Genomic DNA, 24,886 nt, shown 5'->3' with positions numbered 1-24,886 from the left:
ATGTCAATACTAATTTAAGTAAGATAATTTTTTATTGAATTATCTTACTTATAGTAATAGTATTTATAATTGCTATTTAAAAACTAAAGTATTCTTTAGCGTTATTATATGAGATATCTTTAACGAATTTTGATAGTAACTCATAATCCTCTGGGAAATAACCAAGAACTACTTGTTCTCCAATTACGTTACATAATAATCTTCTAAAATATTCATGTCTAGGATATGATAAGAAACTTCTTGAATCTGTTAACATACCAACAAATCTTGCTAATAATCCATTATTTCCTAAAGCAACAAATTGCTTAGTCATGCCATCAATTGAGTCTAGGAACCACCATGAAGATCCGAATTGAATCTTGCCAGGTATTCCACCACCTTGGAATGATTGCATTAAAGTAATAGCTACTTCAAAATCTCTTGGGTTTAGTGTATAAATAATTGTTTTTGGTAATTGATCTGTCTCGTCTAATGCACCAAGTAAAGCCGCAAGTGGTTCTGCAACTAATCCATCATTAATTGAGTCAAATCCAGTATCTGGACCAATTTTAGCTAACATACGTTTAGAGTTATTTCTCAAAGCTCCGATATGGTATTGTTGAACCCAATTTAATCTATGATATTCTTGTCCTAAGAAAGTTAAGATATAGCCTTTATATTTTTTAATTTCTGTTTGTGTTAATGCTTCTTGTTTTAAACCTTTTGCAAGAATAACATCAATTTCAGCATCAGTTGCTGCTTCATATAATACAACATCTAATGCATGGTCAGATAAACGGCATCCTCTTTCATGGAAATATTCAATTCTACTTCTTAAAGCAGCTTTGATAGATTTACTGTCTTTAATTTCAATGTTTGCAACTTTTGAAAGTGTTTCTATCCATGATGCAAACCATGATAATTCAATATTAAATGCCTTATCAGGTCTAAATGCTGGTAATACTTTAAATTTGATTGATTTGTCTTCTTTAATTAGTTTATGCCAAGCTAAATCATCCACTGGATCATCTGTTGTAACAATCGTTTCAACATTACTCATAGTAATCATTTTACGTGCTGTAAGTGTTTCTAATTGTTTATTTACGTTATTCCAAATTTCTAGAGCTGTTTTTGGACTTAATAATGTATCAATATTAAAGAATTTCTTTAATTCTAAATGTGTCCAGTGGTAAAGTGGGCTACCAATTAAAGTTGGCATTAATTCTGCCCATTTTAAGAATTTTTCATAATCTGGTTTATCTCCAGTAATATAATCTTCTGTAACTCCATTAGCTCTTAGTAAGCGCCATTTGTAGTGATCACCTGATAACCAAGCATCAAATAGGTTTCTGAATTTTTTATCTTCATAAATTTCTTTTGGGCTTAAATGGCAGTGATAATCGATAATTGGTTGATCTTTTGCATAATCATGAAAAAGTTTTTTAGCAACTTCATTATGTAAAAGAAAATCATCATTAATAAATGTTTTCATTTCTTTTCTCCTCGTTTTTATTATAAGATAACGCCATCTTTGAAAATAGCAATTTCTCTAAAATCATTTTTTTCATTATTTGTCTTTTTACCATTAACTACTTCAACGATAAAATCAACAAAGTTTTCTAATAAATCATCCATTGGCACACCATCAACTAAGCTACCTGCATTAAAGTCAATCCATTTTGGTTTTCTTTCATAAATATCAGTGTTTGTTGATACTTTAATTGTTGGAATAAACCCACCAAATGGTGTTCCACGTCCAGTTGAGAATAATACTAAGTGAGCTCCTGACATACCTAATGTAGTCACTGAAACTAAGTCATTACCTGGGGCACTAATTAGATTTAAACCTTTAGTTTTTAATCTTTGTGTATGTTTTAATACGTCACAAACGATTGATTGTCCACCTTTTTGTGTACATCCTAATGATTTATCTTCTAATGTAGTAATACCACCATTTTTATTACCTGGTGATGGGTTTTCATAAATAACTTGATTGTGTGCTTCATAATAACCTTTAAAATCATTAATTAAATTAACAATCTTATGGAATGTTTCTTCATCTTTAGCACGTCTCATTAAGATCTTTTCGGCACCAAACATTTCTGGAACTTCTGTTAGAACACTTGTTCCACCATGGTATGTAATATAATCTGAGATTTTACCTAATAATGGGTTTGCAGTAATCCCTGAAAAACCATCTGATCCACCACATTTAAGTCCGATTCTTAATTCTGAGATATCTGTTTCTGATCTTTTTTCAGTAATTAAGTTTTCATATAATTCTTCTAATATTTCAGTTGCTGCTTCAATTTCATCAGAAACTTCTTGCATTGCTAAAAATTTAATTTTATCTGAATCATATTCATAAGTTGCTTTAAATTCTTTAATTTGGTTATTTTCACAACCTAATCCAAGGATTAAAACGCCACCTGCATTTGGGTGTAAAGAGATGTTTTGTAATGTTTCTCTAGTATTAACATGGTCATCTCCCATTTGTGAACAACCGAATGGGTGTCCAAAAACATGGATACCGTCATAGTTTTCTAATTCTGGGTGATTTTTAGCAAATGCATTTGCAATTTGTCTAGCTTGTCCAACAATACATCCTACTGTTGGAACAATCCATAACTCATTACGAATACCAATGTCTCCATTTTTTCTTTTATAAACATTAATTTTTCTTGAAGCTGGTTTTACATCATATTTTGGATATTCTGGTTTAAAATCATATTCTAATTTAGCACCTAAATTAGTTTTAACGTTATGAACGTGAACATGTGCTCCTTTAGGTATAAATTCAGTAGCATGTCCAATTGGTGAACCATATTTAACAATATCTTCACCTTCTTTGATATCTCTTAAAGCAATTTTATGTCCTTTAACAATGTCACTTAATACTTCAATCCCATTAACAACGCTACCTTTAGTAACATCTTCTAATGAAACCATGACATTATCGTTAGGGTTAATTATTAAAAATTTACTCATTATTTTTCAGCTCCATTAATAAGTTGATCTACAGCATATTTCATACCTTTTGTAACAATTAATTCTACTTGTTTTGTTACATAATCAACTACTTCTTTATTCTTTAAGTATTCAGTTTCCCAGAAAGGTAATTCTAATACTTCTTTAACAAGGGCAGGAATATCGTTTTTAGCCCATAATTTTTCAAATAATTCAATAAACTTAGGATCATCATTTAAAGGAATCTTGTTTCCTTTTTCATCTACTCCTCTATAGAACACTATAAGAGCAGCTAGACTAAATAATGCATGTGATGCGAATTTACCTTGTTTAGCTAAGTCAAGTACAGTTGGTAAATTTCTTGACTTATATTTACTCATTGAGTTAAGCGCAATTGATAATAATAAATGGTGTACGAAAGGATTAGAATATCTTTCAATTACACTATATGCAAATGCATGCATATCAGCTTGTGGTAAATCAATTGTTGGAACAACTTCATCATAAATGAATCCTTTGATGAATTTAGAAACTCTTGGGTCCTCAACTGACTCTTTAACAGCTTCAATTCCTAATAAATAACTTACTGGTACTAATGCAGTATGTGAACCATTTAATATTTTAACTTTTCTTTGTTTATATGGAACAATACTATCTGCAAATAATACATTTAAACCTGATTTATCAAATGGTAACTTAGCTTTTAATGTATCTGGTCCTTGTAATACCCATAAATGGAATATTTCTCCTTTAACCATTGAGTGGTCAACATAACCAAGTTCTTTTTCTAGTTTTTCAACTTCGTCTTTTGGATATCCTGGAACGATTCTATCTACTAAAGTATTATAGTATTTATTATCATTTGAAATCCAATCAATAAATGCTTCACTATATCCATTGTATTTTGCTAGTTTAATTAATATTTCTTTTAGTGTGTCACCGTTATAATCGATTAATTCACATGGAACGATTTCAAGACCTTTAGTCTTATCACCTTTAAAATGATTGAATCTTTCGTTTAGTAATAAAAGTAATTTTCCAGGGAAACTGTTTGGAGTAACTTCTCTACTTAATTTTTCTTCTTCATAAACAATACCAGCTTCAGTAGTGTTTGAAATAACGATTTGTAAATCTTCTGATTTACCATATTCTAAATATTTGTTTAATTCTTCATATGGGTTAACAAAATCTGATAATACATCGATTACTTGATGTGTTTTAACAATTTCATTATTTTGTAATCCTTGAAGGAACAATGTATATAAACCATCTTGTTCTTTCATTTCTTTAATACGCCCAAAAGGCATTGGTTGTACAACAACAACCCCCATGTTGATTAATTTTTGATCATTTAATTTTTGAATAAAATCATCAACAAAAGCACGCAAGAAATTTCCTTCACCAAATTGCATAATTGATATAGGTCTTTCTGGTGTTTTATGAATCTTTTTAGTTAATTTTTCCACAGTAACCCTCTTTTTCTTCATTTCGTTCGGTATTTTGAACGATGTTTTTTAATCGTTTATATTTTACCCTTTTTATGGTAAATTGTCAACTTTCGACATTCTCTAATTTTAGTTCATCAAACGTCATTTTTTGATATCCATAATGCTTTAAATTTCTAATAAATATGAGGTATACTATTCCACCTACAATAAATGTTGCGGTATTACTAATAAACATAGTTATTCCGACTGCTTCGTAGTTCATCTTAGTAAACTTATAAAATAAATATAATACTGGTAATCTAAAAACAAATACCCTAACGATATTTAATATAAAAGTAACTTGCGTCTTCTTAAATGCGACAAAGAGCCCGGTGATTAATCCTAATGCTGGAGATGTGAGTAAAGAATATTTTTCCCATTTAAACATCACTTTAATCATTTCTATTTGATGGGGGGTGAGTTCCTCACCGGCTTTGTTAGAACTAAACAAGGGAATTAATCCTTCATATGTAAAACTTAAGATTAATATACCTAGAATACTTACGACTAATAAATATATAAAGGAAATTTTAAAAGTCTTAATTGCCCTACTTAGATTTTTATTACCTAAATTTTGTGAGATGATACTCACTTCTGATTCTTCAAATACGGTTGCTACTGCACTAAACATTCCGTGTATATTCATAGCAACCCCCAAGGCTCCAACAGCGTAAGGATCATATTTCAAAGCAAGACCGTTAATTGATACTTTACCTATACTAAATAAAAACTTTCCAAAAAATATTGGTAATGCTAAAACAATAATAGGAACAATAAATTCTTTTTTAAGTCTAATTTCATTAAATTTAATTCTAAACACATTTTTTTTATTAAACATAATAAATATCGCTACTATCATAAGAGAAAGTTGCGCAATTAGGGTTGCAGTTGCTAAATCAGTGACTGTTCCATCAAATGCATATACAAATAAAATGGATAGTACTAGTTTCACAACCATAACTATTAAATTAAGCATTAAAACAATTTTTGTATTTCCTTTAGCTTTTTCTAATCCAATAAAAACACTATTAACAGCAATCAACGTAGTTGAAATCATCTGAATATTGTAATAACCCAATCCAGTATCAATGATTTCAGTAGTTGCACCGGCAAGTGTTAATATTTGTCTACCAAAAACTACTGTTATCAAAGCCACTATAGTACTAATAACAACTGATAAGACGAAAGTTGACCCAGCATTTTTTCTAGCCAATTCTATTTCTGATGCACCATAATGTCTTGCAACTATAACTGTACCAGAAGCTGCAATTGCCATTCCAAAAGCACTAATTGCTGATTTAATTTGGTCAATGAAAACAACCGAATTGACATGGCTACTTCCAATATTCGCAACCAATATCATATCAATAAATGTATATAAAAAATTAAATAGACTATATACCGCTAAAGGAATTGATAAAACTAAAACTGTTTTATATAAATTTCCATTCAATATAGCATGACGTCTCTTCTGATCCTTTAACGATAATTCATTTTGCATTTTTTCTTCCACTTATAAATCTTTAATAAGGTGCTATAGGGTTATTATCTGGGTCTGTATAAACCCTTTTACCTTTATTTAACTGATTTATTCTTTCTACATCTTTATTTTCTAACTTGATATCTTTGGCATTAAAGTTTTCTAATAATCTTTTTTCATTAACTGATTTTGGAATCATAAAAATATTTCTTTTCAATCCCCAAGCGATAATAATTTGTGCAACACTAGCATTGTATTTAGCAGCAATCTCAGTGAGTGTTTCAATATAAGGTGCTTCAAATACCATACCTTTCATTAGTGGCCCGTAACTAGTAATTGCTATGTTTTCTTTTTCTAAATACTTTTGTAAATAAACTTGAGAAAGCCCTGGGTGTAATTCAACTTGATTTATCATAGGCTTAATCTTAGCAGTTTTAAATAAATCTTCTAAATGATGTCTTTGGAAATTTGAAACGCCAATAGCAAGAGCTTTTTTATTTTTATATTGTTCTTCTAAGAATTCCCAAGTTATCGCATTAATTTTTTCATTATGAGATGGCCAGTGAATAATCAGTAAATCAACATAATTAGTTTGTAATTTATCTAAACTTTCTTGAAAACTTTGTTCTAATAGTTCTTTATTACCCATCGCTTGAGTTGAAAGTTTGGTTGTAATAAATATTTCTTCTCTTGGAATTTTGCTATCTCTAATTGCATCTCCAATTCCTTTTTCATTACGATACATATAGGCAGTATCTATATGTCTATATCCAATTTTTAGAGCATTTAGTACAGTATCATACACTGAACTTCCATCTTCAATTAAAAATGTTCCTAGCCCTAAAACTGGCATTTTTAAACCATTTGATAGTTTGTTGTATTTCATCTATTAGCCTCCAATAATTTTTTTATTTTTTTATCATCAAGGTCTTTTAAAACCTGAAAGATCATTTTTCTTGCTTCATCTAAATCACTTATATCCATCATTGCTGCTGTTGAATGAATATATCTTGAAGGTAAGCCAATTGTTGTTGCTAAAACACCTTCATTCATATCAAGTGCTTTAGCTGCATCAGTTCCACCCATTGATGTAAAGTATTGGAACTTTATATCATGATCATTTGCCAAAGAAATAAAGTATGACATTAATCCTTTGTGCATAATATTTCTAGGGTCATACATTCTAAGCAGGAATCCAGCTCCTAATTTTGCAAGACTGTTAACTGGATCTAATAAATCATTTACAGGGGATGCATCAAGTGCTATAAAAATTTCTGGGTTAAATAAGTTAACACTCGTTTCAGCACCTCTTAATCCTACTTCTTCTTGAACAGTTGTTCCTACTACTAAATTAAATGGTAATTCTTTATCACTAAATTCAGCAATCACTTCTAATGCAAGTCCACACCCATATCTGTTATCTATCGCTTTAGAAATAACTCTTTTTTTATCATGAGTGTATGAGAATTGATTAGCAAATAAAACCATATCTCCTAATGATACTCCCCAAGATAAAACTTCTTCTTTTGAAGTTGCTCCTATATCTAATCTTAAGTCAGCAATTGCATTACTTTGTTCTTTCTTTAAATGTGGTGGGATAGATCCAATAATACCTTTAATGACTTCATCGTTTTTAGTATAGACATGCATAACTTGGGAAACAAAGACTTCTCCGGTAAGCCCACCAATATTATGTAAAACAATCAATCCATTATCAAGTATTTTAGCAACAATCAGCCCAACTTCATCCATGTGGCCAGCAACCATAACTGTTTTAGCGTTTTTATTTTTAGATTTTTTAACTGCAAAAATTGATCCTAAATTATCTTGAACTATTTCATATGCTTTACTATATTTTTGCATGTAGTCTTTAATGTATTTTCTTACTCTTTGTTCATGCCCACTGATTCCTGGTAAATTCATTAATTCTTCGTATATTTTATTCATGATTGCACCTTCGCGTTTAATTGATATATTGGTCCTGTTTTTCTTTTTTTAACTTCATATTCTGTCATATATTTACTAACAGCTAGATTTCTATCTTCTTTAGTAATATCAAATACTTTCTCTATATATTCTAAACTGTCATTAAATAATTCCAAATGATCTGTTCTTAGCTGTAATTCTCCTTCTTTTTTTAATACATTTTTGTATTTTGTCAAGAAAGTTGAATAAGTTAGTCTTCTCTTATGGTGTCTAGCTTTAGGCCATGGATCGGAAAAATTAAGATAAATTTGATCTACTTTATAACTCTTAAAGTATTCTTCTAAATAAATCGCATCATCTAAAATAATTGTTAGATTCTCTAATTTAAGTTCATCTTTCTTTTGCCATATTCTATAACAGACACTATCAATTTTTTCAATTGCTACAAACGAGTCGTTAGGATGATCTTTGGCTAGTGAAGTTATAAAATCACCTTTTCCACTTCCTATTTCAACAAAGATTTTGTTTCCTTCTGGAAATACTAAAGGAGTTACTTTAGTAATAACTCCTTTTTTCTCTAAATATAACGAATCAATTCCTTTAATTTTCTTTTGTCTCATCTTTTTCACCTTTTGCAAAAATTCTTGCGATATAAACACCTAAAGGAATTAAAGCAATTCCTATCAGCCACGAAAGCCAGTATTTGCTAAAATCAAATATTTGTCCATCACCAAGATCATTATTTAAACTATAGATGATATTAATTGGTGATGCAATAATAATACCTAATACAAACTGATAAAATCTCTCTGGTTTTTTATTTAATAATATTGAAACTAATTTTGATAATAGAATAACTGCTAAAATTAGTCCAATGACAATTGCTAACATATCTAATATATTATCTTTTAATAAATGAAATTTAAAAGTTGAAACTTCTTTCATGACTTCTGTTGCTAAATCTAATAATGGTTTATAAAAACCTAATACTAATAAAATCATTGTCCCGCTAATACCTGGAATAATAAAACTTAATGCAACTATAAATCCAACTACGATCCAAATAAATATATTTGTATTAACTATTGAGCCTGTGCTTAAATTATTTAAAAATATAACCGCAATCATTAGTAAAAAACCAATTGCACTTGTTAAGTATGCTTTGAAATCATATTCTTTTTTTCTTGCAAAAAATAGTATTTCAGGGATTCCACCAAGAATTAATCCAATAAATAAAAGTGTAGATTCAATAGGTATATATTTAAATAATATTTTTACCAGTAGGAAACCTAAAAGTACCCCTATAAAAATTCCAACTAAATACTGCCATATGCTTAAAACTGCTTTAATTGGATGTTTAGTCACTTTATTTAATGCTTCAATTAAATCTTTATAGATATTAAATGAAGCCGCAATCATACCACCACTAACTCCTGGCAGGATTGCTCCTATTCCTACTAAAATGCTTTTGCTAATTTTTTTAATATTATTCATTAACTACTCTGCCTAAACCTTCTGTTACGATAAAATCGGTTATGGCATCTAGCGCTTGTTGCGCATCTGAACCTTCTGTGTGAACAATAACTTCTTCACCATTGTATATTCCTAATGACATGACTCCCATAATTGATTTTAAGTTAACTGTTCTATTCATTGCTGTTAATGATATTTCTGACTGGTAGCCCATCGCTTGATTAACTAGGCGAGTAGCTGGTCTTGCATGTAATCCATATTCTGCAACAATTAAAAATTTTCTTCTCATTTATACTTCCTCATTTCTTATATTATTTAATCCCTCTAATACTACTTCAGGTGAATATTTAACTAGTATTTTTAATTCTTTACCTACTAAAAACGCTGGTGTGTCAAGTTCATTAAATAATGTTTGGTTAAGCTTCTTAGTATCTTTTACTAGTACTTTTAGCCTTTTATTATCTAATTTAATACTTTCAATATTATTTTTAGTCCCTAATGCTTCTAAAATTGATTGAATATAATTATTATCGATTTTTACCGTTTCTTTTGTTTTTGCCTTTTTTAGTCTCATAAAGAAAATAACTAAAAATAAAAGAATAAGCACCGCAAACACTGCTGAAGCAGTAATAATCAAGGTCATATTATCTATATATAGATTCATTTTTTCACATCCTTACTTAACATTATAATGTCTTTTGCATAAAAATTCAATCTTTTCTCTTTCTATCCATGCTATAATAAAAAAAGAGGTGTTATGATGACAGAATTTATCGAAATTATAAAATATATCTTTTTAGGTATTATCCAAGGTGTTACAGAGATTTTCCCAGTATCAAGTAGTGGGCACTTATCTATTTTTTCAAAAATTTTCAATGTAGATACAAACAATCTTACTATTTTTCTTATGATTACCAATGCAGGTTCTTTCTTAGCTCTACTTTGGTATTATAAAAAAGATGTTTTAGGTTTAATTAGTGGTTCTTGGAACTTTATATTTAAGAAAAAAAGTAGAAATGAAGAACAAAAAATTAATGATAAAAGCGAATTTAATTATGTTTTAAAACTAATCTTAGCAGCTATCCCAATTGGAATTACAGGTCTTTTATTAAAAGATCACTTGCCTAACAATTTATTATCTACTGGTATAGCATTACTAGTTACTAGTATCTTATTATTTACTATTTATTCTTTAAGAAATAGATCCTATACTAATAATGTCACTTTTAAAAATGCCGCAATCATTGGTTTATTCCAGGCGTTTGCAGTATTTCCTGGTTTATCAAGAAGTGGAATTACTATTGTCGGTGGTCAAGCTCAAAAAATAAATTTAAAAGATACTTTAAGATTTTCATTTTTATGTTATTTACTCATATCAGTTCCAGTTACTTTATTAGGTATTTATGATATGTTTCATACAAATGAACCTATTCACATTCTTGGTTATTCTCTTGCTTTTGTATTTAGTTTTTTAGGATCATTATTCACAGTTAAATTAATGAATAAATATGTAAAAGTTAAAAACTTAATTTATTTTTCAATTTACTGTTTAATTATCGGTGTGACTTCAATTATATTATTTGTTATTTAATAAACATTGAGTCTCCAAAACTAAAAAATCTATATTCATGGTCTATAGCATTGCTATAGGCTTTTTTTATATACTCTTTTGTAGCAAAAGCACTTATTAACATCATTAAAGTTGATTTAGGTAAATGAAAATTAGTAATCAGTTGATTAACAACTTTAAATTTATAGCCTGGATAAATAAATATTTTAGTGTCAAATTTTCCAGCATGAAATTTGCCATCAAAATTACTTTCAAGTGTTCTAACGGAAGTTGTTCCTACCGCAACAATTGTTTTTTTATTTAAAACTGCTTGGTTCAATTTTTCTGTAACTTCTTCTGTTAAAATATAGGTTTCTTCATGCATATGGTGCTCCAAAACATTTTCTACTGATACCGGTCTAAATGTTCCAAGTCCCACATGTAGTGTTACTGGGATAATTTCTATCCCTTTTTGTTTAATTTTTTCTAGCAATTCTTTTGTGAAATGCAGTCCCGCTGTAGGGGCTGCTGAACTTCCTAAAACGTCTGCATATACTGTTTGATATCTTGATTGATCGTCTAGCTTTTCAACAATATATGGTGGTAATGGCATAGTTCCTAATTTTTCTAATACTTCAATTAAAATACCTTTATAGTGTAATTTGAAATGTCTAATTCCATCTTCTTTTACATCTATACATTCTAATTCTAATAATCCATCACCGAATGTTACTAATGTCCCAACTTTTACTCTTTTAGCCGGTTTAGTTAAAGCTTCCCACACATCTTTTTCTAATTCTTTTAATAATAAGACTTCGATTGCTGCATGAGTATCTTTTTTTATTCCAAGAAGTCTTGCCGGTAAAACTTTCGTATCATTAATCACTAAACAACTATTTTCATCAAGATAGTCAATAATGTCATAGAAATGTTTATGCTCAATGGTTTCATCTTTTCTATTTAAGACCATCAGTCTTGAATTATCTCTTTTTTCACTTGGGTGTTGTGCAATTAAATGCTCTGGTAAATTGAAATCAAAATCGTTTGTATTCATTATTCTAACATTCCTTCATAATATTTAATTCCTAGTAAATCATAGGCTAGTTTAGTTGCAACCCTACCTCTTGGCGTTCTTATAATGTAGCCTTCTTGTAAAAGATATGGTTCATAAACATCTTCAATGGTACCTACTTCTTCACCAATGGTTGCTGCTAGGGATTCTAATCCCACAGGTCCACCTTTGAATCTCTCAACAATTCCTTTTAAATAAAGGTAATCACTTTCATCTAAGCCATTCCTATCAATTCCTAATTTAGTTAATGCTAATTTAGTAATCTCTTCATTAACAAATCCATCGGTCATAATTTCTGCAAAATCTCTCACTCTTCTAAAAAGTCTGTTTGCGATTCTTGGTGTTCCCCTAGATCTTCTTGCAAGTTCTTTAACCGCTAATGCATCAATTTTGTTCTGATAAACATCCGCAGTTCTAGAAACTATTTGTTCTAATTCTTCTTGTTTATAATAAGTTAAGCGCATCACTGCGCCAAATCTATCTCTTAACGGTGCTGATAAATCTCCGAACCTTGTGGTTGCTCCAATAAGTGTAAATGGTGGTAATTCAATTCGAATTGATCTTGATTCTGTATCTTTTCCAATAATAATATCAATTACATAATCTTCCATAGCAGAATATAGCACTTCTTCTACATATCTTGGTAAACGATGGATTTCATCAATGAATAAAACATCTCCAGGTTGTAAAGAACTTAATAAAGCAGCTAAATCTCCACTTCTTTCAATCGCTGGACCTGATGTTATTTTTATATTAACTCCCATCTCATTTGCAATAATTTGAGCAAGCGTGGTTTTTCCTAGACCTGGTGCCCCATATAATAAAATATGATCCAATGATTCTTCTCTTTTCAAAGCAGCTTTTACATAGATAGAAAGCATTTCTTTTAAGTCTGATTGTCCTATATATTGTGAGAGCATCTGAGGTCTTAGAGTTTGTTCCTCATCTTCTTTTAATGCCATGTTTGTCAATAAATTATTATCTTTCATTGATATCAATCCTTTGATTATTATAACTCATAAAAATCAACTCTTTTCTGTTATTTTAAAAGCCAAACGAGTGCTTCTTTAACGGCTAATTCTATTTTTTGGTCTAGATTGATATGTTTAATTGCTTTAGCAATTTCAACTTTGCTATATCCTAGCGCCAATAAAGCTTCTGAAACATCTTTTCCTATATCAGGTATAAGTTTATTTTCATTCACTACAATTAATTTTCCTTTTAAATCAAGAATGATTTGTTGAGCTGATTTATTTCCAATACCAGGAAATTTTGTTAAGTATTTAACATCACCATTTTCAATAGCATTTAATACATCATTACTATTGGATGCCGCAACAATCGATAAAGCACTTTTAGGTCCAATCCCTGAAACACTTAGAAGTTTTTTAAATAAATCAAGCGTCTCTGTATCTTTAAATCCATAGAGTAAAAAGATGTCTTCTCTGACATGTAGATAAGTAAAAACTACTACTTCATCATCGATTTCATAATCATAAGGTGATGGGCTAATAATTTGATAGCCAATTCCGTTATTCTCAACAATAATATATTCTGCTACAATCTTTGTTATTTTCCCTTTTATATATCCGTACATAAGAACACCTCTTTTCAGTCATTATTTATTATAACATTTTTTATCATATTTTACTTATTAGAGTTATGCTATAATAACACTAGGAAGTGATTATATGAGCAATTATTTTTCAGAAACAGATATCTTAAATAAAATAAATGGCTTAAAAGGATTAAGTGATACATCTTTAAAAGATTTAACAGAGATTGTAACTCTTATTTTTTCAAATTTAAACGCTAATATAAATAATACTAATTTCCAAAAATTAGATTTTTTAAGCACTTCTTTACTAGATAAAAACTCTTTAAAGTCTGAATTTCAAAAACCACAAGATTTATCTAATAACATTATTAATTCTTTAAAAGAAGACTTAGATACTTTGCGATTAAATCGACAAAAAAACCTTATTTCTATTAATCAAAATTATTAGAAAAAAGAAATGCTTTTATTAAACAAAAAGAAAGTTTACCGGAAAATATCATATTACTGAAAGAGAAACACTTCTCATTAAGCAAAAAAATTAGATTTTTTGCAAAAAGAACTTTATGAGCACCAAACCTTACTCAAGCAAAAAATTAGCATTCTAGAACAAGCCTACCAAGAAAAAATGACAACCCTTAAAAAAACTTATGATACTACTTCTAAAAAGCTAGACAGTTCTTTACAAAAGGAAATGGCTGAATTTAGTAAAAAAGAAGCTATCTTACTTGAAAAAAGTAATATTGCTAAACAACAAAGTGATGAAAATTACCTTTCCATCAAGCAAACTTACAACCAAGCTAGTATCAGTTTTAACAAGAAATTAAATGAATTAAAAGTATTATCGCAAAATACAATTTCTAATTTGGAGACAAACTATTTATCTAAACTATCAAATTTTGAAATGAAAGAAAAAAAATATCTGGATGGTCAAGCAACAACCCTCAATCAAGCTAATTTGGAGTATCAAAACAAATTAGATAAACATAATAATTTATTTGATGAACTCAAACGAGACTATGAAACGGCTGTTCAAAAGATTGACTTTGAGTACCACAATGCTATTTCTATCTTAAATAGTTCTATGTCTTCTTATAGAGAACGAGTTTCAGAAGAAATTAAGATCTACCAGAAAGAAAAGGGCACAGATACTTCACTAAACAGAAAAATAAAAGAATTAAATCGTGATATTAATAGATTTATTTTAAAAACAAATAAGGCAATTGAACAAAAGAAAATTTCTTATCAAAAAAAAGCTTATCTAAATGAGCTAGATTATCTTAAAAAATTATCATCATGGAGAATAGAACACGCAACATTAGACTTAGAGCATAAACAAAGCTTGCTAGTTTTAGAAAATGAAAAAACACTATTTTTTCAAAGAATGAATCTAGAAAAACTTTACCTCAAAAATTTGTATCAAAAAAATAAAGTTTTAAATGAATTGGATCATTTAAATATGATAGCACCTTTAGAAGTCCAATTGAAAAGATCTTTAGATATTCAAAATAGAGAATTAGCTATACTATCTAACGATACAACTTATATTAACTTAAGTATTCAAGCTGACTTAGATACTCTTTCTAGTAATAGAGATTATAAGGTAAATGCAATTGAATATCAAAAAACAGTTACTTCTCTTAAAAGAAGTTTTGAAGAAAAAAAGGCTATTTTAACTTTTCAATTAGATATTGAAAAAGTGAAAAGAGAATTTGATTTTAATAAAGATAACTTAGATTTTATTAAAGAATCTTATAATATTGATTATGCGACAACCATGCTTAATACAGAACACAGTATTAACCTTAAACGCTTTGAATTAAACCATGATCAAGACATTGTAAATGCGACTTATCAAATTACCTCTCTTAAAGAAAAAGAGTTATACTCACAGTTCACAATATTGACAAATATAGGTATACTAATTGCTAATGAGACCAAAAAAACGTATGAGACTATTTCTAGTTTAGAAACATTTACTACAAATAAGAATATTTTGACTCATAATGTTACTTTTGAGGCAACCACTTTATTTAAAAATATTCATAATAGTATTAATAATTTGAATTCATTTTTAACTCAAATTTTGACTTATGAAGTTTTAAATAAAGATAACAGTGATTCTTTATATGCTATTTTCTCTAATCTTGAGTCACAAATAATAAATTCTCAGAAAATAGTGACAGAAACTAATAAAAAAAATCTATCACTTCTTTTTAGTTATATCATTAATAATTTTCTTAAAGCTTTATATCAATTATACTATGATAAAACGAAAAGTTTTTATACGTATAAAAACAATACTATATCATCTGAAATGACTTTAGTTGAAAGAGAAATTAATTTATTAGAATCTGCTATTGTAGAGAAACAAAAAACAATTAACTCAAATTCAAAAGAACATTTGGATATCAATACATTAACTCTTATTAATGCATTGCGGAGACATATTAAAGCGGATGAAAAACAATTATCTATATTGAGAAATAAAATACAAGCCTATAAAAAAAGGGAATTAAAGAACTCAGAAGAATTTAAAAAAGCAATTATTTTATTAAAAAAAGAGCATTTGACCTATATAAAAAAGATGAATCACTTAGAAAAAATATTGTGTTATACAATTGATGACTCATTAAGAATAAGTAATGAGTACTACAAATCTATTTTAGTACTATTGACAAAAGAGCATGCATCTTTGAATATACAAAATTTGATTTTAAAATCAACTACTTCTTTTAAAGTAATTAATTCTTATATTCAAAAAATCGAAAAAATCATTCAGTCTATTAACTCAGAGTTTGAAAAGAATACCATAAAACGAAATAAAAACATCCAATTTTCTTTACTTAATTTAGAAGATTCTTTTAATAAAAATGAACAACGTCTTAATAGTTTTAACTCTATTTTTGAAAAAAAATATACCCTTCATATTTATAAAAAAACTTCTGAGCTAGATTTAATTAAAAAAATTAAGCATACTGAGCTTATTCAAACATATGAGAAAAACCTATCTAATTTAAATAAGAATAAATTGTCTAATCAAAATAAAATTGCAAACAATTCTAATCAATTTAAATTAGATACTTCATATATTGAACAAAACTTGGCAGCTGCATTAAAAAAATTAGACCAGGAACATGAAAATGAATTATTACTTTTAAATACTAATTTAAAAGATGAACAAATAAAGTTAACTACTTTAGCTGAGAAAAGAGAAAAAGATTTGAAAGATACTTTTATTTCTCTTGAAGGAAAAAATAATTCAACTATTCATCGTTTTAACTTAAACAATAGACGCTCCATTAAAAACTTAAAACACACTCAATTATCCTATAAGAAACAAATGGATAAAATTAAAAACTCTATCGAAGATCTAAAAACTTCTTTAAAAACTGACTATAGAAAGTTAAAACATATTAACCACAAACAGTTATTACTGCTTAAATCATCTTATATGAAAAAAATGATTATTAGTAAAAAAGAAGTGATTCATGGTTCTAAAAAAGAAGTGCAAGATTTAAATAAAAGCTATAAGTTTAAGCATAAAACATTAAAATAAAAAACTCTATCTAAGTGAAATTATTCAAAAAGTCACTTTACATAGAGTTTTTTTATGTTTAATTAGTCAAAAAATTCAAATTCATATTCTAAAATTCTAACAATGTCTCCATTTTTAGCCCCCATTTGTCTTAGAGCTTCATCAACACCTATTCCTTTTAGTTGATGTGAAAACCTTCTAACTGAATCTTCATTAACAAAGTTTGTACGGTAGAATAATCTCTCAGCAACTTCTCCTGATAAGACATAAACTCCTTCCTCATCTTTGTTAATTTCAAATGGTACTATTTCTTCTTCTAATTGATAAACAACTTCTTTTTTAACTGGTTCAACAATAGGATTTTCATGTAGTGTCTTTAATATTTCATACTTAAGTGTTTCTAAATTTTGTTTAGTTAAAGCTGAAATAGGTAACACTACTTGATTTGGTAATTTTTCTTTTAATGCTTCATATTTTTGTTCTGCATCTTCTAAATCCATTTTATTAGTTACAACAATTTGTGGGCGTTCTATAATTTTTTCGTTATATTCACGCAGTTCTTGATTAATTGCTAGATAATCTTGATAAGGATCTTCACTATCCATACTAATCAAATGAACAAGTACTCTACATCTTTCAATATGTCTTAAAAACTGTATACCTAATCCTTGTCCTAAGTGAGCATTTTCAATAAGACCTGGTAAGTCAGCAACCACAAAACTTTCCTCTCCTACATATACCATCCCTAAGTTTGGTACAAGTGTAGTAAATGGATAATCAGCGATTTTAGGCTTAGCATTAGAAATAACAGATATAAGTGTTGACTTTCCAACACTTGGATATCCAATTAATCCAACATCAGCTAAAACCTTAAGCTCTAATCTTACTTTTAGTTTTTCTCCCATATCCCCATTTTCAGCATAAGCAGGTGCAGGATCTTTTTGACTAGCAAAGGCTTGATTTCCTTTTCCGCCTCTACCACCTTTAGCGACAATTAATTCTTCTCCGTGTTTTAACACTTCTCCGATAAATCTACCATCAAGTGTATAAACAACTGTCCCTAATGGAACTTTAACATATTTGTGCGTAGCATTAGCACCATGCATTGATTTGCTTGAACCATTAACTCCTGGTTCAGCCTTTATATGTCTATTATATTTAAGTTTTAATAATGTATTCTCGCCTTCTTCACCAATAAAGATAACATGACCACCATTACCACCATTGCCACCTGAAGGTCCACCAAATTCTACGTATTTTTCTCTTCTAAAAGACGCCATTCCGTTTCCACCTTTACCGGCAGTAACTTCGACTACGACCTCATCAATAAAGTCCATAATAACGCCTCCTTCCTTTTCTGATTTATTTTACCATAAAAAAAGGATAATTTTTTAAATTATCCTTCGTACACTGATACTTGTTTACGATCGCGGCCTTTTCTTTCGAATTTAACTACTCCGCTTACTTTTGCAAATAATGTGTCATCTCCACCGATACCAACATTATTACCTGGATGAATTTTAGTTCCTCTTTGACGGTAAATAATTGAACCAGCAGTAGCATATTGTCCATCTGACAATTTAGCGCCTAATCTTTTTGAATGTGAGTCACGACCATTTCTAGTTGACCCAACACCTTTTTTAGATGCGAATAACTGTATATTAAGTTTTAACATGTGTTATCCCTCCTTTTTCTGGTTTTTAATATATTTTTTATAATCTGTTTTTAGTTGTTCGAATGTATATTCTAAATTTTTAAGCAAACCTTCAACGATTTTATCGTTTTCTTTTACTATTAAATTAAAATATCCTTCTTTTAAATCTACTTCAATATTCTTTATTGATCCTAGAAATTCAATTCCATTAACCGTTAGAATAATTGCTGTAGAGACTGATGCACATACAATATCTGAACCTGACTCTGAATAATCAGCATGTCCTGTTACTTTAATTTCTTGTATCTGATCATTATGTTTTTTGATACTATACTTAATCATAAATTAAGCAATAATTTTTTCTATAACAAGTTTAGTATAAGCTTGTCTATGACCTTGTTTACGACGGTAGTTTTTTCTTCTCTTATATTTGAAGACGATAATTTTTTTACCTCTACCTTGTTTCATAACTTTAGCCACTACTTTAGCACCATCTACTAGTGGTTGACCAAGAACTGTAGTTTCTCCACCTAGTGCTAAAACTTCTGTAAATTCGTATGTATCATTTTCATTAACATCCAGTTTTTCAACGTAGATTTCTTGACCTTCAACAACACGAACTTGTTTCCCACCAGTTTTAATTACTGCAAACATGTTGTTACCTCCTTTTATTTTTATTAAGACACACTATTAAGGTAATCTATGCAAGATAAATTTTTATAACCTTTTCTATGTGGTACAACGTTAACATTATACACTTTTTTGTAAATGTTGTCAAATATTTTTTAAAGATATCTATAATTTACTTTTAAATTTTAAAAAATCAATTATCCTGAAAATTTAATTATAGCTTTCACTTATTCTTTATCTATATTTTCATCAGATGTTTTATCCTTTTTGCCACCAAAGTTAAATAATCCAAATAATTTTTTAGGGAATAATATGATGCCTTCTGCTATTACTCCAGGTAACAATTTAGCAGCTTCAATTAATGCACCTCTTCTAATTGTCTCTTTTGTTATCTCTTGGGCATCTGAAAATAAATATTTTCTTGTCACTATGCCTATTCTTAGGGTTAAGAGTGCGTTTGATATTCCTTGAGTTACTGAGGATAAAACTGGTTTAATTAGAGGTATTTCCCCCAGCGTATTCATTGTACTTTGTGGTAGTATATCTTGAATATCTATATTCTCAAGTCCTTCAGCAATCAGTGCAGTTGTAAATACATTGATTGTAAGTTTAGCTAAATTCTTATAAGAAGGTCTAAAGCCACAAACTAATACAATTTCTTTAATCATTCTTAAATTAACAACAATCACTGTAAAGAAATCTAATCTTCCATTTTGACTGATTGCGGTTGAAATCATTACCGTTTTTGCATGATTCTTTACAATCCTATTAATTCTTTTTTTAATATAATGATTATATGTGTGGTTTAGGACTTCTCTTAATTCATCTTTATTATCCATGGCTTTTCTAATAGATTCTTTGCTTGCCTCTGGTATATCTTCTTGTTCTAAAAGTCTTTTAGCAACCTTTTTATATATTCTAAACCCTCTTCTACTTGTCTTATCTAAGGTTGTTTCTACCGAAAAAGATGGAGAAAAAAGAACTATATGAACCGGTCTAATAATAAGTAAGTACGTTAATATAAATGCAATACCATAAAATGCATATGCTATATATGCATGTATTTTACTTAATCGCTCCCCAACGGATAAAACACTACTGATTAATATCAGTAAAAATAATATCACGACACCGATTGCTATAGCATACCAAAACTTTCTAGCCGTTTTTTCTTTTTTCATTTCTTCCCTCTTTTCATAAAAATTTCATATTTTTTTATAAGAATACATAAATAATACCAGGATTTCCATAATCACTATCTTTTTTAATATACTGTTCATAAATTAATTTAGATTCAAAATAAATTGATTTTTGGTCTAATAATTTAAACTTTACATCTGCCGGAAAGTATCCTTTAATTTTACCATTTTCCATACTTTTTTTGAGTACCGTTAAAACTTTTTGTCGTGATTTTGATACTCCTGTGCTTTTGCCATACCCAGTTAAAATTTTAAAATGCTTTGTTTCTTTTTTAAAAATCTTAAGTAATTCTTCTTCAATATTAATGACTCTTGTTTCACCATGAAATTCTAAATAAGTTTTCACCTAATCTCCCCTATGTGTTTTTTATAAAATACTTTTTCTTTTCTAGAATACTATAATATTCGTTTTTACCAATTATTAAATGATCAACCAAACTAATATTTAAAAGTTCAGATGCTAAAACTAAATTTTTAGTTGATTCTATATCTGCCCTTGAAGGATCTGAATTACCACTTGGATGGTTGTGTAAACATATAATTGCAACCGAGTTTAATCTAATTGCTTGTTTAAATATTTCTCTTGGATGAATCACTGTTTGATTAATTGTGCCAATAAAAACTGTTTGTTTCTGTATAATTTCACTTTTACTATTAAGATAAATAACCATAAAGTGTTCTTGTTCCTTATTACTTAAATCATAGGAAACTAGTTTGTATACATCTTCTAAATGATTGAGCTTATGTTTATGTTCATTTCCAATATAACTGAGTCTTCTTCCAAGTTCTACTGCCGCAATTATTTTTGAAGCTTTTGCTTTTTTTATACCTTTAATTGTTAAGAGCTCTTCATAAGTTAAGTTTTTGAGTTCATCTAAACTAAGTAGTTTTTCTAGTATTTGTTTAGATAAATCAAATACATTAGTTTCTTTTGTTCCTGTTGATAGTAGTATAGCAATCAACTCTTCTGTTTTTAAAGCAGATGCCCCTAATTTTTCTAATCTTTCACGTGGCATATCACTGATCATCATATCACCTTTTCTCATATTATTATGATAGTGTGATCTAATTGTTTTTCTTTTATAATTCTAGTATTTTTTTTATTCTATCTGCTAGTGCTAAAAACATCTTAGCGTTCATATGATTATTCTCATATATTTTATCACTATTTTCTTGCATCGGTAGTTGTATTAATAACTCTGTTTCTAGTTTTTCAGCAACTTTCTTGCCACCACCTTCGCCTAATAAATAATGATACTTTTTATGTTCTGCATCATAAAAATAACTCATATTTTCAATTACACCAATAATATCATGATTCATTTCTTGTGCTGCTAGTCCAGCTTTAATCGCAACATGTGAAGCACTTAGTGATGGAGTTGTAACAATAATCATCTTAGATGTTGGAACGTATTCTTTTATGTCTAGTGCAATATCACCTGTTCCAGGAGGTAGGTCTATTAATATCAATTTGGTTTCATTTTCCCAGGCAACTTCATTAAAATAATGAGTTAATAATTTACCTAGCATTGGCCCTCTCCATAATACTGGTTTATCTTCTGGCATAAAAAATTCTGTAGAAACTACTTGTACACCCTCTTTATTAGCAGGTATTATCTTATCATCATCTGTGACATCTAGTGGACTAATAGGCAATGAAAATAAGTAAGGTATTGTTGCTCCATAGACATCTGCATCAATAACCCCTGTTTTAATTCCTAATCTATTAAAAGCAACCGCTAAGTTCGCTGTTACATTTGACTTTCCTACCCCACCTTTACCTGAGGCAATCCCTATATAAATATACTTTTCTTCCTTTATTAGAGCCTTTCTATCACTATCAATAACTTCTATTTTAACCCCTTTATAACTAAATGTTATTTTAACTAATTTAGCTATTTCTAATTTGACTTGTTCTTGATCTTTTGTTTTATTGCCTAATGCAATTTTAATATCTACAATATCATTTTCAATATTAAATATCTTAATAGAGTCAAGTTCTGCTAAGTTTTTATCGTAATAAGGATCAATAATTAAGCCTAGTGCATTATATAATTTTTTTTCACTCATTCTAACACCTCAATATCTATTAATAGTATAACATAAAAATAAGGTGTAGCTTAATCGCTACACCTTAAATACTTATTTTTTAACTTTCATTGTTCTTGAACTTTTGATAATTTTTTTGATACGTTTAAATAGTTTACCATCATCATAGCTTAAGATAGAAGCTTTATATATTGGCGCTAAAATATAAGTAACTAAAATGACTGTAACAATTAGAATAATGATACTTATCACAACATCTACTATTCCTATTGTCCCGGAAAAATATGCTCCTGGTGCTGTTAGTGCTGAGGTAAATGGAATATATGCAAGTATCTTAGTTAGAATAGGTAAATTAATAGAATTAGCTGCTATAGAAACAAAGTATCCTATCATAAGAATCATCATGATTGGTGATTGTACTTGTTGATAATCTTCTTGATTCACCGCTACAGATGCTAAGAATGCTCCAAATATTAAGTATAGTAAGGTTCCTAATAACGCAAATAGAATTGTAAGTAAAATAGTTACCGCGATCATTTGAGTTTTATCACCTAAGATTTGTCCCCAAGATATTCCAGAATTTGTGGCATTGCCTATAAGTGAATTAATTAAAATACCTAGCATTGAGAAAGATAAAATAATTAATAGTTGTATTGCTAAAAATGATATTGTAGAGGCAATTTTTGAATAAAAGTGAGTTTTAGGTGGAACACTTGCGATAATAACTTCAATTGCTTTAGTAGATTTTTCTTCTATAATGTCTGTCCCAATAAATTGGATTCCCATAATTACTAAGATAAACATTGGTACAATAAGTATACTAGATACGGCGCTACCAACTACTTTTTCTATTTCTTTTTTACTTTGATTTTCATTTTCTATCGGTATAACTGTTGTATTTTCGATTTTATCGTAACTAGTGTTTGTTTCTTTCTGATAAATAATGCGGTTTAATTCAACCAATGAAGTTTGTAAAACTGAAGATAGTTGAGTATTGGCATTATAATCATAGTAATTAATTGAATATTTGTCGTTTGTCTTAACAAAGACTACTAGTACGCTTTTTTCATATTTTTCATCAGCGTAATATTGATTAGCATCAAAAGTAGCTTTTTTGGTTTCAACTTTCCAAACAAATTGATTTTTTTCAGTTTGTTCTTTGGCATGTTTGATAATTTCATCAAAATATTCTTGATCTGCTTCATTAATATGATAATAGACTTCTCCAGTCACTTCATTTGAAACAGGCTCTGTATTATTATTTGCTAAATTGATAAATGATGGGACAAGTGTTAACGCTAGAATCAGCACACCTATTATTATATTTGAAATTAAAAATGATTTAGTTAGTATTCTTTTTTTAAGTCCATACATAAATAAATACTTAAATTTCTTCATATGAATTACCTACTTTCGCAATAAATATTTCAGCTAATGATGCTTCTTCTACAATAAACTTAGTTACATTTTTACATGTTGCTACATAGTCAAATACACTTTGGGTATATTCAAAGCCTTCAATTTTTACAATATACTCATTTGAGTTTGAGACAACATCATAAACGCCTTTAATCTTAAGCAGTTTAGAAACATCAACATCTCCTACAACTTTAATATTGTGTTTTTTATATTCTTTTTTAATATTCTTTATTTGACCTTCTAAAATAGGTTTACCTTTTTGTAGGACAAGTAATTGTTCACAAAATGACTCGACATGATCAATTTGATGAGATGAAAAGATAATGGTTGCGCCTTTATCTTTAAATTCTTTAATGACTTCTACAAATTGTTCCACATTAATAACATCTAATCCACTGAAAGGTTCATCTAATACTAAAAGGGTAGGTTCATTGATAAGGGCTGAAATAAATTGTATTTTTTGTTGATTACCTTTTGATAATTCTTTAATTTTTTTATCTTTATATTTGGCAATTCCAAATCTATTTAACCACATATCAAGTCTTTTTAAAATATCTTCTTTCGAAACATTTTTAAGTTGTCCATAATAAAGCATTAAGTTTTTAACAGTCATCTTTGTAAGTAATGAACGTTCTTCAATCATATATCCTATTTTATCAACTGTTTCATAACTTACATATTTGTCATCATATTTAACATATCCTTCAGTTGGTTGTAAAAGCCCCATAATCATTCTGAAAGTTGTGGTTTTACCAGCACCATTGGCTCCTAAAAGACCAAATATTTCGCCTTTTTTTACACTGAAGCTTAGTCCATCGACTGCGGTAAAATCACCATACATGAGTTTTGCATTAACTACTTCTAGCATACTATTCCTTCTTTCTTTATTTTCTTATAAGTTCATTATAC

26 protein-coding genes are annotated in these 24,886 nt (G+C 28.7%); 3 read left to right on the top strand and 23 right to left on the bottom strand.

Annotated elements, in window-relative coordinates:
• Nucleotides 1-76 precede the first annotated feature (76 nt).
• The 10 genes from uxaC to BN854_RS02560 all read right to left on the bottom strand — a co-directional run bounded on the left by uxaC (nt 77) and on the right by BN854_RS02560 (nt 9,976).
• Nucleotides 77-1,471, bottom strand: coding sequence for a glucuronate isomerase (gene uxaC, locus BN854_RS02605; protein ID WP_026657422.1), 1,395 nt, complete (start codon nt 1,469-1,471; stop codon nt 77-79).
• A 20-nt stretch (nt 1,472-1,491) separates the two neighbouring features.
• The gene (locus BN854_RS02600) at nt 1,492-2,967 is read right to left on the bottom strand and encodes a UxaA family hydrolase (protein WP_026657414.1); all 1,476 of its coding nucleotides are present in this window, start codon (nt 2,965-2,967) and stop codon (nt 1,492-1,494) included.
• A complete protein-coding gene (locus BN854_RS02595; protein WP_026657406.1) occupies nt 2,967-4,412 on the bottom strand; it encodes a tagaturonate reductase in 1,446 nt (481 codons plus the stop codon). Before BN854_RS02595 ends, BN854_RS02600 begins: the two co-directional genes overlap by 1 nt.
• Before the next feature lie 85 nt (nt 4,413-4,497).
• Nucleotides 4,498-5,934, bottom strand: a complete 1,437-nt coding sequence (locus tag BN854_RS02590; RefSeq protein ID WP_026657399.1) for an MATE family efflux transporter — start codon at nt 5,932-5,934, stop codon at nt 4,498-4,500.
• Between the two features lie 22 nt (nt 5,935-5,956).
• Complete coding sequence (locus BN854_RS02585; RefSeq protein ID WP_026657391.1) at nt 5,957-6,799, bottom strand: aldo/keto reductase; 843 nt, start codon at nt 6,797-6,799, stop codon at nt 5,957-5,959.
• Nucleotides 6,796-7,860, bottom strand: coding sequence for a M42 family metallopeptidase (locus BN854_RS02580; protein ID WP_026657384.1), 1,065 nt, complete (start codon nt 7,858-7,860; stop codon nt 6,796-6,798). The genes BN854_RS02585 and BN854_RS02580 overlap by 4 nt, the downstream gene beginning before the upstream one ends.
• Nucleotides 7,857-8,459 (bottom strand): tRNA (guanosine(46)-N7)-methyltransferase TrmB, encoded by a 603-nt coding sequence (gene trmB, locus BN854_RS02575; protein ID WP_026657377.1) that lies wholly within the window; start codon nt 8,457-8,459, stop codon nt 7,857-7,859. The genes BN854_RS02580 and trmB overlap by 4 nt, the downstream gene beginning before the upstream one ends.
• Nucleotides 8,440-9,333, bottom strand: a complete 894-nt coding sequence (locus tag BN854_RS02570) for an undecaprenyl phosphate translocase family protein (RefSeq protein WP_026657370.1) — start codon at nt 9,331-9,333, stop codon at nt 8,440-8,442. The genes trmB and BN854_RS02570 overlap by 20 nt, the downstream gene beginning before the upstream one ends.
• The gene (locus BN854_RS02565; protein WP_026657364.1) at nt 9,326-9,601 is read right to left on the bottom strand and encodes an HPr family phosphocarrier protein; all 276 of its coding nucleotides are present in this window, start codon (nt 9,599-9,601) and stop codon (nt 9,326-9,328) included. The genes BN854_RS02570 and BN854_RS02565 overlap by 8 nt, the downstream gene beginning before the upstream one ends.
• Nucleotides 9,602-9,976, bottom strand: coding sequence for a phosphotransferase system (PTS), EIIB component (glucose) (locus BN854_RS02560; protein ID WP_026657359.1), 375 nt, complete (start codon nt 9,974-9,976; stop codon nt 9,602-9,604). It lies immediately after the preceding gene.
• A gap of 96 nt (nt 9,977-10,072) precedes the next feature.
• Between BN854_RS02560 and BN854_RS02555 the strand changes: the two genes are divergently transcribed.
• Nucleotides 10,073-10,903 (top strand): undecaprenyl-diphosphate phosphatase, encoded by an 831-nt coding sequence (locus BN854_RS02555; protein ID WP_026657352.1) that lies wholly within the window; start codon nt 10,073-10,075, stop codon nt 10,901-10,903.
• On the opposite strand, the gene queA is transcribed toward BN854_RS02555, so the two are convergent.
• Genes queA through ruvA form a run of 3 tightly spaced genes read right to left on the bottom strand, consistent with a single transcriptional unit; the run spans nt 10,896 to nt 13,530 of the window.
• Nucleotides 10,896-11,915: a tRNA preQ1(34) S-adenosylmethionine ribosyltransferase-isomerase QueA gene (gene queA / locus BN854_RS02550; protein WP_026657345.1), complete on the bottom strand. Its 1,020-nt coding sequence runs from the start codon at nt 11,913-11,915 to the stop codon at nt 10,896-10,898. The two genes, BN854_RS02555 and queA, sit on opposite strands and share 8 nt — an antisense overlap.
• On the bottom strand, nt 11,915-12,922 hold the full coding sequence (gene ruvB / locus BN854_RS02545) for a Holliday junction branch migration DNA helicase RuvB (protein WP_026657337.1): 1,008 nt from the start codon (nt 12,920-12,922) through the stop codon (nt 11,915-11,917). Before ruvB ends, queA begins: the two co-directional genes overlap by 1 nt.
• Before the next feature lie 50 nt (nt 12,923-12,972).
• Nucleotides 12,973-13,530 (bottom strand): Holliday junction branch migration protein RuvA, encoded by a 558-nt coding sequence (gene ruvA / locus BN854_RS02540; RefSeq protein WP_026657331.1) that lies wholly within the window; start codon nt 13,528-13,530, stop codon nt 12,973-12,975.
• A 94-nt stretch (nt 13,531-13,624) separates the two neighbouring features.
• Here ruvA and BN854_RS02535 point away from each other — a divergent pair, with 94 nt between their 5' ends.
• Together BN854_RS02535 and BN854_RS02530 are read left to right on the top strand one after the other, a co-directional pair.
• A complete protein-coding gene (locus BN854_RS02535; RefSeq protein WP_026657328.1) occupies nt 13,625-13,939 on the top strand; it encodes a hypothetical protein in 315 nt (104 codons plus the stop codon).
• Between the two features lie 99 nt (nt 13,940-14,038).
• Nucleotides 14,039-17,047, top strand: a complete 3,009-nt coding sequence (locus BN854_RS02530; RefSeq protein ID WP_026657324.1) for a hypothetical protein — start codon at nt 14,039-14,041, stop codon at nt 17,045-17,047.
• 62 nt (nt 17,048-17,109) lie between these two features.
• On the opposite strand, the gene obgE is transcribed toward BN854_RS02530, so the two are convergent.
• The 10 genes from obgE to BN854_RS02480 form a co-directional block, all read right to left on the bottom strand.
• Complete coding sequence (gene obgE / locus BN854_RS02525) at nt 17,110-18,363, bottom strand: GTPase ObgE (RefSeq protein ID WP_026657322.1); 1,254 nt, start codon at nt 18,361-18,363, stop codon at nt 17,110-17,112.
• Between the two features lie 59 nt (nt 18,364-18,422).
• Nucleotides 18,423-18,701, bottom strand: coding sequence for a 50S ribosomal protein L27 (gene rpmA / locus BN854_RS02520; RefSeq protein ID WP_026657318.1), 279 nt, complete (start codon nt 18,699-18,701; stop codon nt 18,423-18,425).
• A gap of 3 nt (nt 18,702-18,704) precedes the next feature.
• The gene (locus BN854_RS02515) at nt 18,705-19,022 is read right to left on the bottom strand and encodes a ribosomal-processing cysteine protease Prp (RefSeq protein WP_026657314.1); all 318 of its coding nucleotides are present in this window, start codon (nt 19,020-19,022) and stop codon (nt 18,705-18,707) included.
• A gap of 3 nt (nt 19,023-19,025) precedes the next feature.
• Nucleotides 19,026-19,334, bottom strand: a complete 309-nt coding sequence (rplU, locus tag BN854_RS02510; protein WP_026657312.1) for a 50S ribosomal protein L21 — start codon at nt 19,332-19,334, stop codon at nt 19,026-19,028.
• A gap of 203 nt (nt 19,335-19,537) precedes the next feature.
• Nucleotides 19,538-20,491, bottom strand: a complete 954-nt coding sequence (locus BN854_RS02505; protein ID WP_026657310.1) for a YcjF family protein — start codon at nt 20,489-20,491, stop codon at nt 19,538-19,540.
• 34 nt (nt 20,492-20,525) lie between these two features.
• Nucleotides 20,526-20,855 (bottom strand): hypothetical protein, encoded by a 330-nt coding sequence (locus BN854_RS02500; RefSeq protein ID WP_026657304.1) that lies wholly within the window; start codon nt 20,853-20,855, stop codon nt 20,526-20,528.
• A gap of 10 nt (nt 20,856-20,865) precedes the next feature.
• Complete coding sequence (radC, locus tag BN854_RS02495) at nt 20,866-21,540, bottom strand: RadC family protein (protein ID WP_157868338.1); 675 nt, start codon at nt 21,538-21,540, stop codon at nt 20,866-20,868.
• Between the two features lie 49 nt (nt 21,541-21,589).
• Entirely contained in the window at nt 21,590-22,579 is a 990-nt protein-coding gene (locus tag BN854_RS02490; protein ID WP_026657290.1) for a P-loop NTPase, read from the bottom strand.
• Nucleotides 22,580-22,651: 72 nt separating this feature from the next.
• Entirely contained in the window at nt 22,652-23,956 is a 1,305-nt protein-coding gene (locus BN854_RS02485) for an ABC transporter permease (protein ID WP_045959715.1), read from the bottom strand.
• Nucleotides 23,943-24,845: an ABC transporter ATP-binding protein gene (locus BN854_RS02480; RefSeq protein WP_026657279.1), complete on the bottom strand. Its 903-nt coding sequence runs from the start codon at nt 24,843-24,845 to the stop codon at nt 23,943-23,945. The genes BN854_RS02485 and BN854_RS02480 overlap by 14 nt, the downstream gene beginning before the upstream one ends.
• Between the last annotated feature and the right edge of the window lie 41 nt (nt 24,846-24,886).

This window comes from Alteracholeplasma palmae J233 (genome assembly GCF_000968055.1).
GTDB classification, from domain to species: domain Bacteria; phylum Bacillota_I; class Bacilli_A; order Acholeplasmatales; family Acholeplasmataceae; genus Alteracholeplasma; species Alteracholeplasma palmae.
Note: the sequence above shows the minus strand (reverse complement) of the source record. Positions and strands in the feature narration are given on the sequence as shown.